Genomic DNA, 14,046 nt, shown 5'->3' with positions numbered 1-14,046 from the left:
TAATTAGGATTGGAGAAAAATATGAAATTTTATCTTGTTAGACACGGAAAAACACAATGGAATTTAGAAGGGCGTTTCCAAGGTGCTAACGGAGACTCACCTCTCCTTGAAGAAGCTATTGAAGAATTAGAAGAACTTGGACAATACCTATCATCTATTCATTTTGATGCTGTTTATTCTAGCGACTTAGGTCGTGCTAGAGATACTGTTAATATCCTCAATGATGCTAATTCATGCCCAAAAGAAATCCACTATACTTCTCAGCTTCGTGAATGGGCATTGGGAACTTTAGAGGGTTGTAAAATTGCAACTATGCAAGCTATCTATCCTCGTCAAATGACCGCATTTTATCAAAATCCCTTACAATTTAAACATGACATGTTCGGTGCAGAATCTCTTTATCAGACAACGCATCGTGTAGAGAGTTTCTTACGTTCTTTAGCTTCAAAAAATTACGACAAGGTCCTTATTGTAGGACATGGAGCAAATCTAACTGCGTCTATTCGTTCCTTACTGGGTTATCAATATGGTAGTTTACACTACAAAGATAAACTTGATAATGCCAGCCTCACAATCATAGAAACTCATGATTTTAAAGACTTCAACTGTCTGACTTGGAACGATAAATCTTATTTAAGGCAAGAGGTCAAAATGACACACTAAAATAATCCACTAGATTCATCTAGTGGATTATTTAATTATCTAGCATACTTCATGCGTAATACTTTTTCCTGTTTTGCAGTTAGGCGCAGTAAAATAACAACTTTGTCAACGCTCATATTACTCTCAAGCAGACGCTCTGATGCCATCATTAAACCATTATTAAGTCCCATTTCAAGGACTGGATTACTTTTATCGTTGATATCAAAAATAAATTTATTATCAGGTAAGTCAAACAACACTTTAACAGCACCGAATAATTGCTCAAAGTTATCAATAGCAACATCATAAACTGGTTTAATTCCCGGTTTTAAAGAACGTCCTCTATGGTTGAACCACATAGAATGCCAACCACCATTAAATGCACCCATAATATCATTATCATATGAATCACCCACATAAAGTGTAGTTGAAGGGTTCATATCAAATTGCTCTGCTGCTAAATTAAAAATCTCCTTTTCAGGCTTTTGAAAACCAGTTGCTTGACTAACTATAACACGTTTTGGATCAACATAGTCATAAAGTCCCAATTTTTTAACTTTTTTCAATTGATGTTCCGTAGGGCCATTTGTAATAATTCCCATTGGTACATTTTTTGATTTCAAAAAGTCAAGTGTCATACGCATCTCATCAAGCATTGTAATATTTTCAAGTTCATGTTCGTATATTTCTTGAAAATAAATACCAGTAGCTTCATCAATTTCACGATAACCAAACTCTAAAAGCGTTTCTTTGCATCGCCAGAAACGAAAATATTCTGTTGTCCATTCACCAGCCATTACTCGTGGAAAGCCAATATCTGAATAATGACGAAAGCGAATATAAGCTTGGTTAATAGCGCTCATATCAAAATCAGGAAAGCATTTCTCCACAGCAATACGGTAAGGTGCTTGTTGATCGTAAATTGTATCATCAACATCAAAAACAATTGAAGTAATCATGATTATCCTTTTCTTTCTGAATTTTCAATTGTTAATTATACCTTTTTCTACCCTTATTTTCAAATGGTGAAAAGTCTATTAAAAATGAGAATAACACCATAAACTCATAAAATAAATTATGAATTATCAGTGTTTTTGTGGTACAATAGGATGAATACTAACTTGGAGGAAATTATGTCTAACCAACATATTGAAGAATTAAATGACCAACAGATTGTTCGTCGTGAAAAAATGGCTGCTTTGACTGAACAAGGCATTGATCCTTTTGGTAAACGATTTGAACGTACAGCAACATCTGGTCAATTAAATGAAAAATACGCTGACAAATCAAAAGAAGACTTGCACGACATTGAAGAAACTGCTACAATCGCTGGTCGTTTAATGACTAAGCGCGGTAAGGGGAAAGTTGGCTTTGCGCATATCCAAGATCGCGAAGGTCAAATTCAAATTTATGTCCGTAAGGATTCTGTTGGCGAAGAAAACTACGAAATCTTTAAAAAAGCTGATTTAGGTGACTTCCTTGGTGTTGAAGGGCAAGTAATGCGTACAGATATGGGAGAACTTTCTATCAAGGCTACTCATATTACTCACCTTTCAAAAGCACTCCGTCCACTTCCTGAAAAATTCCACGGCCTAACTGATATTGAAACAATCTATCGTAAACGTCATCTTGATTTAATCTCAAATCGTGACAGCTTTGACCGTTTTGTAACACGCTCAAAAATCATTTCAGAAATTCGTCGCTTTATGGATAGCAATGGTTTCTTAGAGGTTGAAACACCTGTTCTTCATAATGAAGCTGGTGGTGCTTCTGCTCGCCCATTTATCACACATCACAATGCACAAGACATTGACATGGTTCTTCGTATCGCAACTGAATTGCATCTAAAACGTCTTATTGTAGGTGGTATGGAGCGTGTTTATGAAATCGGACGTATTTTCCGTAATGAAGGGATGGATGCAACCCACAATCCAGAGTTCACATCTATTGAAGCCTACCAAGCCTATGCTGACTACCAGGATATTATGGACTTGACAGAAGGTATTATCCAGCATGTTACAAAAACTGTAAAAGGTGATGGACCAATCAATTATCAAGGCACAGAAATTAAAATTAATGAACCATTCAAACGTGTTCATATGGTTGATGCGGTTAAAGAAATCACTGATATTGACTTCTGGAAAGAAATGACTCTTGAAGAAGCACAAGCTTTGGCACAAGAAAAAAATGTTCCTCTTGAAAAACATTTCACAACAGTTGGTCACATCATTAACGCCTTCTTCGAAGAATTCGTTGAAGACACTTTAATTCAACCAACTTTTGTCTTTGGTCATCCAGTCGAAGTGTCTCCACTTGCTAAGAAAAATGATACAGACCCTCGTTTTACAGACCGTTTCGAACTCTTTATCATGACTAAAGAATATGCTAATGCTTTTACAGAATTAAATGACCCAATTGATCAGCTATCTCGCTTTGAAGCACAAGCATCTGCTAAAGAACTTGGCGATGATGAAGCAACTGGAGTTGATTACGATTATGTTGAAGCACTTGAATATGGTATGCCACCTACTGGTGGACTAGGTATTGGTATCGACCGTCTCTGTATGCTGTTAACTGACACAACAACTATCCGAGACGTCCTACTTTTCCCTACAATGAAATAAGAATATATTAAAACCCACCCTTATTTAAGGTGGGTTTTAATATTACCTCTACTGAACTTTGTTAGGTTTCTGATTTATCGCTCACGCAATTTTTTATCAAGGTTTACCATTTCAATAGCCGAAAGAGCACAATCATAACCTTTATTTCCTGCTTTTGTTCCTGCCCTCTCAATAGCTTGTTCGATATTATCCGTTGTTAGAACACCAAAGATATGAGGGATATCTGACTGGCTATTTAAATGACCAATACCTTTTGTCACCTCATTACAAACATAATCATAATGATCAGTGCTGCCTTTAATGACTACCCCAAGACAGATAATAGCATCATAATCTTTATATAATGCCATTTTTCTAGCCATATAGGGGATTTCAAAAGCACCGGGTACCCATACAATATCTATATCTTCTTCTGAAACACCATGTCTCAACAGTCCATCTACTGCTCCTGATAATAATTTAGATGTAATCAATTCATTGAAACGTGAGACTACGATTCCTATTTTCATTTCGTTTGCCACTAATTGTCCTTCAATAATTGTCATTTTTTCTTCCTCCTTTAATCTAAAAGATGTCCCATTTTTTCTTTTTTAGTTTTTAAATAATTAAGGTCATAAGCTGTTGCTGCCACCTGTAATGGCACTCTGTTTTTGACGCAAATTCCTTCTGCTTCAAGTTGTTGGATTTTATCTGGATTATTGGTTAGTAAGTTTATAGAATTTATACCTAAATCTTTTAAAAGTTGAGCACTAACTCCATAGTCTCTCTCATCTCCTTCAAAACCTAAAGCCAAATTAGCTTCTAAAGTATCTAAGCCTTCTTCTTGCAAATGATAAGCTTTTAACTTATTAATCAAACCAATTCCTCGACCTTCCTGTCTCATATAAAGAAGGACGCCACGACCTTCAGCCTCTATTTGTTGGAGTGCATTAGCCAGTTGTTCCCCACAATCACATCTCAAGGAATGAAAGACATCACCTGTCAAACATTCTGAGTGTAAACGACATAAAACATCTTCACCACTACTAATATCCCCTTTAACAAGGGCAACATGTTCCTTATTTGCCACAACTTCACTATATCCATAAGCCTTAAAATGGCCGAATTGCGTTGGTAGCTGAATCTCAATTTCTCTAACCACCCCTCCCTCTTCTTGACGTCTATAGTCTTGCAATTGTTTTATGGTAGCGATAGCTAAATCGTGCTTTTGAGCAAATGCTAATAACTCATCCTTTCTCATCATACTACCATCTTCAGCCATTATTTCACAACAAAGTCCACATTCCTTTAATCCAGCTAAACGACATAGATCAACGGTTGCTTCAGTATGTCCATTTCTAGCTAAAACACCTCCTTCCTTAGCTAACAAGGGAAATAAGTGCCCAGGACGTCTAAAGTCTTTAGCTTTGCTACTGTCGTTAGCAACCATCTTAGCTGTCAAAGCTCTATCTTCCGCAGAAATCCCAGTACTAGTTGATAGATGATCAATGGATATGGTAAAAGCTGTTTCATGATTATCAGTATTATGGCTAGCCATTTGAGCTAATTCTAACTTTTCAGCATAGTAATTAGACAGAGGTAAGCAAATTAATCCTTTCCCAAATTTAGCCATAAAATTAATCGACTCTTTTGTCACCATTTCAGCCGCACAAATAAGGTCCCCTTCATTCTCTCTATTTTCGTCATCCATCAAAACTACCATTTCCCCTGATTTGATGTCTTGTAAAAGTTTTTTTATTGGACTAAAGGCCATTCGCTTTCTCCTCTCTCTTAGTAGCCATTTTCTGATAAAAAAGACCAATCCATTACTGATGAAGTGTGATTAGTTCTATTAGTCGGTGCTAAAAATTTCTCAGCATATTTGCCTAAAACATCCACTTCGATATTTAATAAATCCCCAACCTTTTTTAAGGATAAATTAGTTTGAGCCATCGTGTGGGGAACGACCGAAACTTCAAAAGAATGCTCTGTAAATGATACCACCGTTAGGCTAATCCCATCTAGAGCCACCGAACCTTTCTCTATAATATAAGACATAATACTGGGCGGAGCATCAATTGAAAATCTGACAGCAATATCATCCTTTTGGATTTTTTCTATTTTTCCAACCCCATCCACATGTCCAAGAACAAAATGCCCCCCTAACCTTGAGTCACTTCTGAGTGCTAATTCTAAGTTAACTTTAGAATGAAGTCGTAAAGCAGCTAAGCTTGTTCGCATCATACTTTCTGGCATGACGTCTGCTATAAAAGCTTTTTCACTTTTGTCAAGGACTGTCAAACAAACACCATTAACAGCTACGCTATCCCCTTTTCTTAATAAAGGGACTAGTTTGGGAACATCAATACTTAATTGTTGGGATTTTATGCCATTCCGAATACGACTGACTTGACCCATTTCCTCAATAATTCCTGTAAACATAATGTTCTACCTTTCCTTCAATAACAACGTCAGAATCCATACGACTAAGTTCAATATCTTTTACTCTGAAAGCTTGGTTAAGCCAATCCAAGCCTTCTCCAGAAATAGCTGTTTTTGCTTTCAGACCTCCTATTATTTTGGGTGCAATAAAAACAATTAGTCTGTTAACAATACCAGCTTCTAAAGCTGAAAAATGTAAACTACTTCCTCCTTCAATAAGAAGGCTATCAATCCCTTCTTGTCCTAAAATAGTCATTAATACTTTCAAATCCAGCTTTCCATCTTTTCTTGGGACCTTAATCAAACGGCAACCCATTTCTTTTAATGTTTGTTGCTGAGCAAGATTATCTGAACATGTTGCAATCCATGTTGGTATTGTTTTAGCGCTCTTAACTAGGTAAGAGTCTAAAGGTATCTTCAACTGACTATCACATACGATCCTCACAAGCGCTTCACCTTTAGGAATACGGCAAGTTAAACGTGGATTATCAGCTAATACAGTATTGATACCGACCATAATAGCACTACATTTTTGCCTCAATTTCTGAACAGATTGTCTTGAGTGCTCATTGGATATCCACTTAGAATCGCCCGTCTTTGTAGCTATCTTCCCATCTAAAGTCATAGCATATTTCAAATAAACAAAAGGCTGCTTATAGGTCATGTGAAAAATAAATCTTTCATTCAGAGCATCGCATTCTTCTCTTAGGATACCAACTTCAACATTTAAACCTTCTTTTCTTAACAAGGCAATCCCTTTTCCTGAAACTAAAGGATTTGGATCTAAACTTCCAACTACTACTTTTTTGATACCAGATTTAATAAGAGCTTCAGTACAAGGTGGTTGCTTACCCACATGACAGCATGGTTCTAAAGTCACGTACAGAGTACTTCCAGAGATATCCTCATCAGCATTTTTAATAGCCTGTCTTTCCGCATGTAAATCTCCAAATCGTTTATGATAACCTTTGGAAATTATACGATCATCTTTAACAATAACAGCACCTACTAATGGGTTGGGAGCAACGAACCCCATACCTTTCTCAGCCTCTTTCAAGGCTAATGCCATGTAGTCTTCTTTTTTCATCATTTCCTTTTTCCTTCTAAAATAAAAACCCTTAGCTTCTAAAATAGAAAACTAAGGGGAGGGATGAGAAGTCGTTGATTATACTAATTAGCATTATATTTTAGGTAGCACAAAAAAACTAAAGACTCCCTATAGAAAACTATAGGGAGTCTCTCATTAATCCAGCACAAATAAACTGCAAGTAGCAGACAATCACTGAATTCTTCTCTCATCCAGACTTTACTGTCGGTACTGGAATCACACCAGTTCATGCTCGAAAGCTCGCGGACTATACCGCCGGTTAGGATTTTCACCTGACCCCGAAGAAATTCTATTTGACAGTTATTTTACTAAACTCATTTTTATTTGTCAATAAAAATAATGTGTTTTTTATTATAAAATAATAATTAAGTAGCTCATCTATTCTTATCTTTAAAAGACAGTATATCTATACCATAAAGCAATCTTTCGAACTAATCAAACAAGAATCGATAGTATTATTGGATTATATTTCTTAAAAAATTCACTACAGATATAGTTTACTCCACTTAAATAACTTAGGTAAATCTACGGAACTAAAAATAATCGATAGAAATCTGTTATTTTGTTATTTCAAATGTAACTGTTAAGAAAATAGTTCTCTAATACTAAACAGCACCTCAATCGATTATTAAGTAGCATTAATTTTTAATTGTTTTTCTATTTTCTATTTGTTATAATGGCTTGAGATTACTAGAAAGTATAGTATTACATGAATCAAAATCATTCCGTCAAAAGATCCTTATCCGAAGTTAATCAGAGCGTTGAGGTTCCTCACAATAGCTCTTTTTGGAACACTTTAAGAGCTTTTCTTGGACCTGGAGCTTTGGTTGCAGTTGGTTATATGGATCCAGGTAACTGGATTACTAGCGTTATTGGTGGAGCTACCTATCGTTACTTACTATTGTTTGTTGTTTTAGTATCTTCTTTGATGGCGATGCAATTACAACAAATGGCTGGCAAGCTTGGTATTGTTACACGACAGGACTTAGCACAAGCAACAGCTTCTCGACTCCCAAAACCGCTTCGTTACCTGCTATTTATTATCATTGAGTTAGCCCTTATCGCTACTGATTTAGCAGAAGTCATTGGCTCTGCCATTGCTCTTCACTTATTATTTGGCTGGCCCCTGTTACTGTCTATCATGATTACTATTTTGGATGTATTCTTACTTTTACTCTTAATGAAGTTAGGCGTCCAAAAAATTGAAGCCTTTGTTTCTGTTCTCATATTGACAATTTTGATAATCTTTACATATTTAGTTGTTTTATCACAACCTGATTTAGATGCTATGTTCAAAGGATTTTTACCACACCATGAGCTTTTTAACATATCACATGAAGGGAAAAATAGTCCTTTAACCCTCGCTCTTGGCATTATCGGCGCAACAGTCATGCCACATAATCTTTATTTACATTCTTCTTTATCTCAGACTAGACGCGTGGATTATCATAATAAATCTTCAATAAAAAAAGCTGTACGTTTCATGACCTTAGATTCTAACATTCAGCTATCACTTGCATTTGTCGTGAATTCGCTACTATTAGTTTTAGGAGCTAGTCTATTTTATGGGCATGCTAATGATATCAGTGCCTTTTCTCAAATGTATCTTGCCTTATCTGATAAAACTATTACTGGTGCAGTAGCCAGTTCTTTCCTTTCTACCCTTTTTGCAGTTGCCCTACTAGCAAGTGGTCAAAATTCAACAATTACAGGTACTTTAACAGGACAAATCGTTATGGAAGGTTTCCTTCACTTCAAATTACCTCAATGGTTAATAAGGCTTTGTACTAGATTATTAACTCTTCTTCCAATTTTTGCTATCGCCCTACTAGTTGGAGGCGAAGAAAATACGTTAGATCAACTAATCGTCTATTCACAAGTTTTTCTTTCCTTAGCTTTACCATTTTCAATCTTTCCATTGATTTATTTCACATCGCAAAAATCAATTATGGGAGAGCATGCTAATACTAAATGGAATACCTATTTAGCATACCTTATCGCTATCATTTTAACATTACTCAATTTGAAATTAATCATGGATTTACTTTAATACAATACAAAAAAGCCCCACTAATGAACTGAACCTCTATCATGAGACATACATCTAATGATAGAGGAAAGTACATAATGATGGAGCTTTTTGTATTTCTTTTAAAGAACCCGTGAGTAAGGACTAGTACGTTTTTGCTTGTACCTCTCCTTGACATTATAATAACCGATGATGAAAAACGATACGCCAAGGATAATTGCTGCAATCAAAGATAAAATTTGGAAACTAAAATATAGGTGTTGAAAATTTCCTTCTAAATGTGCTTTAAAAACCATCAACCAAGCCCAAAAAACGGATAAGATTAAGTAAGCATTTTGTAATACCCTAGCCAGGTAAAGACTTAAAACAGTTATAAAAATCAAGGCAATGATAGCTATATATACCTTTGGTAATGGGTAATTAAAATCAATTTTAACTAAGTAGACCGCTAAATTGACCAATGACGCAACTAGCAACCATCCTGCATGAATTCCAAATGTTATTCTAAGCAGTAATTTTGATTTATTTTTACTTAGTATCTTGATAATGATAACCAGAAGAATACAGTAAGCAAAAATTATTATTGTTGATAGGCCAATCAAATTGCTCGTAAAAAATACAGTCCATATATTATTAACTAATAGAAGACCCAAAAAGTATGGAAAAATGCTAGCAAAGTTATCTTGGTAAGATTGACTCTTACTGAATATAGCTCTTAATATTACTAAAAAGGTCAATAAATAGATGACTGACCAAATTGAAAAGGCTAATGGTGCTGGTGTCAAGAGCGTTTGATAACGATCAGACAGACTCTTTTGACTGTTCCCTGTTAACAAACCTGTTGCGGATAAATAATTCACTATTATTGTTAAGATAAAGACTAACAATAACATCTTACTTTTAAATGAATGTCTAATCATAGAGGACTCCTTTTACCTCCATTATAATTCTTTTAGTTTAAAAATTCTATTTTTTTAATCAACATGTTTACTGAATACTCGCTTGTCTCGACAAAAAAAGTGGTTTTTGAAACCACTTTTTATTTATTTACGAAAAGCATCTAAAATGACTTTAAATTCTTCATTAGATAAAGTGATACCTTTACCCATTTTTGTATGATCTGGACTCCATGTACGCAAATCAAATTTAGCTGGCGCTCCGTTGAAACTAACACGATTCAACTCTTTTGTCCAACCTTTTTCATTTTCAGATAGGACCAATAACTTCTCAACAATTTCAAATGTAAATTCTGACATTTTATACCTCCACTTATACTATTCGTTATTTTTATAGCTTTTTGTTCTATTTAAATGAACTTCTTCTATTTTAACAATTTTTAGTAATATTGACCATGTAAAATGACAAAATAGTTATAAAAGTATCTAAGCTCTTATAGTCTTGCTAGTACCATCATTTTGATAAAGGTTCACTAATCCTTCTTTACAAGCACGAATCATATCCCCTTTTTTTACTGGATTTGGTAATGTTATGGTTAATAATTCCATCGGATTTGGAGCACGGTCTATTTTATTTCCTTCAGCATCGCGCAGACCTTCAATAAAACATTCAAAGTGACGGAAGCCAGGACCATAGAATTCTACGCGATCTCCTTCCATAATAACATTACGCTGACGAATTGTAGCCTCCATTTTAGCATTGTCAAATGAAACCACTTCCCCAACAAATTTGTATTGAGGAATTTTACGACGAGCTCCAAAGAGTTGTTCGTTTTCAGTTGGTGTATGGTAGTAAAAACCTGTTGCTAATTCGCGTTGTGCAACCTTCCAAAGTTCATCAATCAAGTCTTCTTTAATAGCTTCAAAAGCTTCTGGACTTTCCATATAGGCATCTACAGCAGCTTTATAGCAATTAGTTACTGTAGAAACATAATGAATGGATTTCATACGTCCTTCTATTTTTAAACTATCTACGCCATTTTCAATCATATCTGGAATATGCTCAATCATACACATATCCACAGCTGACATTGAGAAAGGTTCTGGAATCTCGCCTTTTAACGATTGACGTTCTTGTCCAAATGGCATATCGTAGAGGTCATATTTCCAACGACATGACTGAGAGCAACCGCCACGATTAGCATCACGATGGCTCATATGGTTTGATAGAACACATCGTCCTGAGTATGAAATACACATCGCGCCATGAACAAATGCTTCTATCTCAACATCTGTCCTCTTCCTGATTTCAGCCAACTCTGCCATAGTAACCTCACGTGCTAATACGACACGAGTAAGCCCCATCTCTTTCCAAAATTCAAAAGTTTCATAGTTCGTGGAAGAGGCTTGAGTTGACAAATGAATTTCTAAACCTGGTGCTTCTGTAGCACAAATAACAATAAGAGCAGGATCTGAAACAATGACTGCATCTAGTCCCATATCACGTAATTCACGAAACCACGGACCTGCCCCAAGCTCATTACCTTCATGAGTAACCATATTAGCCGCTACATAAACTTTAGCATCTCTCGCATGAGCATAGTTTATTCCCTCTTGTAACTCTTCCATAGAAAAGTTACCAGCTCTACTTCGAAGACCATACGCTTGACCTCCAACAAATACAGCATCTGCTCCATAATCAATAGCAACTTTTAATTTTTCTAGTGTTCCTGCAGGTGATAAAACCTCAGGGCGTTTTTTTACATTAGACATCTTATATTTCCTTCTATTTTCAAGATAAAAGAATTATTTTCTATCTTAATTAACATACCAATCGATATGCAGTTCTTAGTGCAATTGGCTACGCTTTGAGATAAAAAACTTTCACGTAGCAAATAAATCTTATTTTACTGTTGATGGGTCAAAATCATAAAATCCAGTATCTAAACCACGTCCTTTAGGGTGCAGTTTTCTAATTCGTTCATCAAACAAGAAAGCCTGATCCTGAGTGAATGTTCCATTTTCAATCAAACGAGCTGTTTCGACAAAAATTTCAGCAATAGCAACAAAATTATCTCCTGGACAATAAATACCATCTAATTTCCAGTGAGTAAAGTGATGTTCAACTAGTTCAGTCACTTTAGTCATCATATTGATATCATTGTTAATAAAAATATGAGTCCCATGCTTATCTTCGTAAATAGAATAGTGACTTTCTGGATCACCTGGTTCTGCTAAAAAAAGACCACGCTCACGTGTTTTTTCATCAGTGATATGAGTAAAATTATAATAGTTTTGCAATAACGGACGCTTAGAGTGATGAATTACAGAAGCCCCATAAACTAAAATCTCAGCAGGAAATTCAAGGTTCTCAGACATCTTAAAAAGTTCTTCAGAAGGTATTTCACGTGCTAAAACCGTTTCTACTGCTCCATGTTGTCCCCAAAAATTAACTTGACGACTTGATGTAACGAATACAGAAGTGTCGTAGATAAGTTTGAAGTTATAACCATCACGCTTGTTGATATAAAATACTCCTGCATCACCAACTACCAAATAATCCACATTAATTTCTTTCATCAACTCCAAAAATGGTTTGATATTATCCATCATTTCTTGATGCATGAGTGCATTACAAGCTACTGTCAATTCTTTACCAGCATCATGTACCAATTTAGCGATTTCACGCAATTCATCGTCTGAAAATGAATGTGGTAAACGAAGACCGTAATTTTCTTCCCCTACGTAGATGCGGTCAATTCCTATTGCTAGCAATTGCTTTACTTGTTCAATAGATTCAGCTGTCGCTGTCAAAATTATTTTTTCCATAATTAGTATTATAACAAACTTTCAGCATTTTTAAGCATATTTCTTGACAAGAATAAATAAAAAATATTCTTTTCGAAAATTATATCACTTTAGAGGTTAAGCACTATCAGATAAGAAAAAAAACATAGTATTGAAATACTATACGAAATTATATCTATTTTTTTCCTTTCCAATTTAAAAAAGTAAGGAAAGTAGTAAAAAATACTTTTAGTATTCTACTACTAATATGGGCAATGTTTTTGTTTTTTTGAGAAAAAACCTTTATTTTAACTCATAGTATCAAAAAACTAGTGACAAACTCTATTATTTGTGATATGATATGCTAGTATCAAAGGAGAAAGCTATGTCATCACCACTTAAGCAAGAGCAAACTCACGAAAGCAAAACAGAGCAAGCTCAACCAAAATTTCAAGTATTTCAAGAATTTGATCACAGTGCTAAGTTGCGTGAGCTAGTCTTTTTTGCTCGTATCGCTCTCTTCAGTATAACCACTGTGCTAATCTCTTTCTTATTACTAGCACTAAGTTTAACACCTGTGTGGAGTTTCTTACTAGCGATGCTGGCAAGTCTAGCAGTTACATCTGCAGTCTCTTCATTCATTTGGTCACTCAGACAATAAAAATCTCATAAAAAAGAAGCTACTTATAGTAGCTTCTTTTTTATTTTTCTTTATCTTCTGTGTTTTCTTTATAATCAATGACAATATCTTCTACTTTTGTTTCAGGAGCCTTATCTTCTTTTTTAGCAGTATCCTCGTCTGAGAATTTTGATTTAGCTTGATTGACAAAATCATTAGCAAAGTCAACTACTTCTCCGCTTTTTTCCTTAACGGCTGAGACGATATCCTCTGTTGTCAATTCACCTGATTCAAATTTACCTTTATAATCTTTAAAAGTATCAACAGCTAAATTTGAATATTCACTTGCTTTATCTTTAGCTATTTGATGATATTCTTCTGGATTTTCTTTATATTCTCCATAGAATTTTTCTGCATTTTTCCTTAGCTCTTTTCCTTTTTTTGTTGTTAAAAAATAAGCAGCTGCTGCACCTGATGCAGCACTGATAACTAAAGTTTTAAATAATTTACTCATTTTTTGTCTCCTTTTTTACGAAAAATTTTTGAAGCCGCTTTTCCAATAGCTAAAGCTGACCCTGCCTTAGTAACACTTGAGGTTGCACTACTTGCCTTTTGTCCAATGTGTCTTGCCTGTAGGTTTAAATCAGATACAGATTCTGATAAGTCAGCAATAGCTACAAAAAGAGGATCAATAGTAGATACTTTACCATTAACATCATCAACTAAAACATTAGCTTTGGCTAAAATTTCATTAGTTTGGTAAAGAGTCACGTTAACATCGCTTGTTAATACTTTAATAGTTTGCTTGGTTTCCTCAATCGTTTCTGATACTTTTTTCAGAACGAAAAGTATTCCTAAAACTAAAACAACAAACGCAATGGCAATAATTAATACAGCAATTTCTATCATAATGCCTCCTC

15 protein-coding genes and 1 riboswitch are annotated in these 14,046 nt (G+C 35.0%); of the genes, 4 read left to right on the top strand and 11 right to left on the bottom strand.

The features are described from left to right. Window positions 1–21: 21 nt before the first annotated feature. Window positions 22–663, top strand: coding sequence for a histidine phosphatase family protein (locus A6J68_RS05365; protein WP_000675286.1), 642 nt, complete (start codon window positions 22–24; stop codon window positions 661–663). A gap of 35 nt (window positions 664–698) precedes the next feature. On the opposite strand, the gene A6J68_RS05360 is transcribed toward A6J68_RS05365, so the two are convergent. Beyond that, window positions 699–1,601 carry an HAD family hydrolase gene (locus A6J68_RS05360; protein WP_000633103.1) on the bottom strand — a complete coding sequence of 301 codons (903 nt, stop codon included), beginning with the start codon at window positions 1,599–1,601 and terminating at the stop codon, window positions 699–701. A 174-nt stretch (window positions 1,602–1,775) separates the two neighbouring features. Here A6J68_RS05360 and lysS point away from each other — a divergent pair, with 174 nt between their 5' ends. Then, window positions 1,776–3,266 carry a lysine--tRNA ligase gene (gene lysS / locus A6J68_RS05355; RefSeq protein WP_000070706.1) on the top strand — a complete coding sequence of 497 codons (1,491 nt, stop codon included), beginning with the start codon at window positions 1,776–1,778 and terminating at the stop codon, window positions 3,264–3,266. Window positions 3,267–3,340: 74 nt separating this feature from the next. Here lysS and ribE read toward each other — a convergent pair whose 3' ends face one another. From ribE to ribD, 4 genes are read right to left on the bottom strand one after another with little or no spacing between them, the layout of a single operon-like run. Then, entirely contained in the window at window positions 3,341–3,811 is a 471-nt protein-coding gene (gene ribE / locus A6J68_RS05350; protein ID WP_000152414.1) for a 6,7-dimethyl-8-ribityllumazine synthase, read from the bottom strand. Window positions 3,812–3,825: 14 nt separating this feature from the next. Next, window positions 3,826–5,019: a bifunctional 3,4-dihydroxy-2-butanone-4-phosphate synthase/GTP cyclohydrolase II gene (locus A6J68_RS05345; RefSeq protein ID WP_000885813.1), complete on the bottom strand. Its 1,194-nt coding sequence runs from the start codon at window positions 5,017–5,019 to the stop codon at window positions 3,826–3,828. A 17-nt stretch (window positions 5,020–5,036) separates the two neighbouring features. Continuing rightward, window positions 5,037–5,687, bottom strand: a complete 651-nt coding sequence (locus tag A6J68_RS05340) for a riboflavin synthase (RefSeq protein ID WP_000493863.1) — start codon at window positions 5,685–5,687, stop codon at window positions 5,037–5,039. Beyond that, window positions 5,668–6,777, bottom strand: coding sequence for a bifunctional diaminohydroxyphosphoribosylaminopyrimidine deaminase/5-amino-6-(5-phosphoribosylamino)uracil reductase RibD (gene ribD / locus A6J68_RS05335; RefSeq protein WP_000975997.1), 1,110 nt, complete (start codon window positions 6,775–6,777; stop codon window positions 5,668–5,670). Before ribD ends, A6J68_RS05340 begins: the two co-directional genes overlap by 20 nt. Before the next feature lie 193 nt (window positions 6,778–6,970). After that, window positions 6,971–7,085: riboswitch (FMN riboswitch) on the bottom strand. A 419-nt stretch (window positions 7,086–7,504) separates the two neighbouring features. Here ribD and A6J68_RS05330 point away from each other — a divergent pair. Then, window positions 7,505–8,845, top strand: coding sequence for an Nramp family divalent metal transporter (locus A6J68_RS05330; RefSeq protein WP_001073012.1), 1,341 nt, complete (start codon window positions 7,505–7,507; stop codon window positions 8,843–8,845). Between the two features lie 101 nt (window positions 8,846–8,946). Here the strand turns inward: A6J68_RS05330 and A6J68_RS05325 are convergent, their stop codons facing one another. The 4 genes from A6J68_RS05325 to A6J68_RS05310 all read right to left on the bottom strand — a co-directional run bounded on the left by A6J68_RS05325 (window position 8,947) and on the right by A6J68_RS05310 (window position 12,549). Beyond that, the gene (locus tag A6J68_RS05325) at window positions 8,947–9,744 is read right to left on the bottom strand and encodes a tryptophan-rich sensory protein (RefSeq protein ID WP_000618020.1); all 798 of its coding nucleotides are present in this window, start codon (window positions 9,742–9,744) and stop codon (window positions 8,947–8,949) included. Window positions 9,745–9,867: 123 nt separating this feature from the next. After that, window positions 9,868–10,080: a YdbC family protein gene (locus A6J68_RS05320; protein ID WP_001288869.1), complete on the bottom strand. Its 213-nt coding sequence runs from the start codon at window positions 10,078–10,080 to the stop codon at window positions 9,868–9,870. A 126-nt stretch (window positions 10,081–10,206) separates the two neighbouring features. Further along, window positions 10,207–11,493, bottom strand: coding sequence for a peptidase U32 family protein (locus A6J68_RS05315; RefSeq protein WP_000073158.1), 1,287 nt, complete (start codon window positions 11,491–11,493; stop codon window positions 10,207–10,209). A 129-nt stretch (window positions 11,494–11,622) separates the two neighbouring features. Then, entirely contained in the window at window positions 11,623–12,549 is a 927-nt protein-coding gene (locus tag A6J68_RS05310; protein ID WP_000411251.1) for a peptidase U32 family protein, read from the bottom strand. A 343-nt stretch (window positions 12,550–12,892) separates the two neighbouring features. Here A6J68_RS05310 and A6J68_RS05305 point away from each other — a divergent pair, with 343 nt between their 5' ends. Beyond that, entirely contained in the window at window positions 12,893–13,168 is a 276-nt protein-coding gene (locus tag A6J68_RS05305) for a DUF3270 domain-containing protein (protein ID WP_000097985.1), read from the top strand. Between the two features lie 40 nt (window positions 13,169–13,208). Here the strand turns inward: A6J68_RS05305 and A6J68_RS05300 are convergent, their stop codons facing one another. Beyond that, the gene (locus tag A6J68_RS05300; RefSeq protein WP_000039971.1) at window positions 13,209–13,640 is read right to left on the bottom strand and encodes a YtxH domain-containing protein; all 432 of its coding nucleotides are present in this window, start codon (window positions 13,638–13,640) and stop codon (window positions 13,209–13,211) included. Then, complete coding sequence (locus A6J68_RS05295; RefSeq protein ID WP_000569599.1) at window positions 13,637–14,035, bottom strand: DUF948 domain-containing protein; 399 nt, start codon at window positions 14,033–14,035, stop codon at window positions 13,637–13,639. The genes A6J68_RS05300 and A6J68_RS05295 overlap by 4 nt, the downstream gene beginning before the upstream one ends. Window positions 14,036–14,046: the final 11 nt, after the last annotated feature.

It is taken from the genome of Streptococcus sp. 'group B', assembly GCF_002073795.1.
Lineage (GTDB): Bacteria > Bacillota > Bacilli > Lactobacillales > Streptococcaceae > Streptococcus > Streptococcus agalactiae.
Note: the sequence above shows the minus strand (reverse complement) of the source record. Positions and strands in the feature narration are given on the sequence as shown.

What these genes read in the sequence shown, in the direction of transcription:
- A6J68_RS05365 (WP_000675286.1), top strand. Translation starts at nt 22, where the DNA reads ATGAAATTTTATCTTGTTAGACACGGAAAAACACAATGGAATTTAGAA.
- A6J68_RS05360 (WP_000633103.1), bottom strand. Translation starts at nt 1,601, where the DNA reads ATGATTACTTCAATTGTTTTTGATGTTGATGATACAATTTACGATCAA.
- lysS (WP_000070706.1), top strand. Translation starts at nt 1,776, where the DNA reads ATGTCTAACCAACATATTGAAGAATTAAATGACCAACAGATTGTTCGT.
- ribE (WP_000152414.1), bottom strand. Translation starts at nt 3,811, where the DNA reads ATGACAATTATTGAAGGACAATTAGTGGCAAACGAAATGAAAATAGGA.
- A6J68_RS05345 (WP_000885813.1), bottom strand. Translation starts at nt 5,019, where the DNA reads ATGGCCTTTAGTCCAATAAAAAAACTTTTACAAGACATCAAATCAGGG.
- A6J68_RS05340 (WP_000493863.1), bottom strand. Translation starts at nt 5,687, where the DNA reads ATGTTTACAGGAATTATTGAGGAAATGGGTCAAGTCAGTCGTATTCGG.
- ribD (WP_000975997.1), bottom strand. Translation starts at nt 6,777, where the DNA reads ATGATGAAAAAAGAAGACTACATGGCATTAGCCTTGAAAGAGGCTGAG.
- A6J68_RS05330 (WP_001073012.1), top strand. Translation starts at nt 7,505, where the DNA reads ATGAATCAAAATCATTCCGTCAAAAGATCCTTATCCGAAGTTAATCAG.
- A6J68_RS05325 (WP_000618020.1), bottom strand. Translation starts at nt 9,744, where the DNA reads ATGATTAGACATTCATTTAAAAGTAAGATGTTATTGTTAGTCTTTATC.
- A6J68_RS05320 (WP_001288869.1), bottom strand. Translation starts at nt 10,080, where the DNA reads ATGTCAGAATTTACATTTGAAATTGTTGAGAAGTTATTGGTCCTATCT.
- A6J68_RS05315 (WP_000073158.1), bottom strand. Translation starts at nt 11,493, where the DNA reads ATGTCTAATGTAAAAAAACGCCCTGAGGTTTTATCACCTGCAGGAACA.
- A6J68_RS05310 (WP_000411251.1), bottom strand. Translation starts at nt 12,549, where the DNA reads ATGGAAAAAATAATTTTGACAGCGACAGCTGAATCTATTGAACAAGTA.
- A6J68_RS05305 (WP_000097985.1), top strand. Translation starts at nt 12,893, where the DNA reads ATGTCATCACCACTTAAGCAAGAGCAAACTCACGAAAGCAAAACAGAG.
- A6J68_RS05300 (WP_000039971.1), bottom strand. Translation starts at nt 13,640, where the DNA reads ATGAGTAAATTATTTAAAACTTTAGTTATCAGTGCTGCATCAGGTGCA.
- A6J68_RS05295 (WP_000569599.1), bottom strand. Translation starts at nt 14,035, where the DNA reads ATGATAGAAATTGCTGTATTAATTATTGCCATTGCGTTTGTTGTTTTA.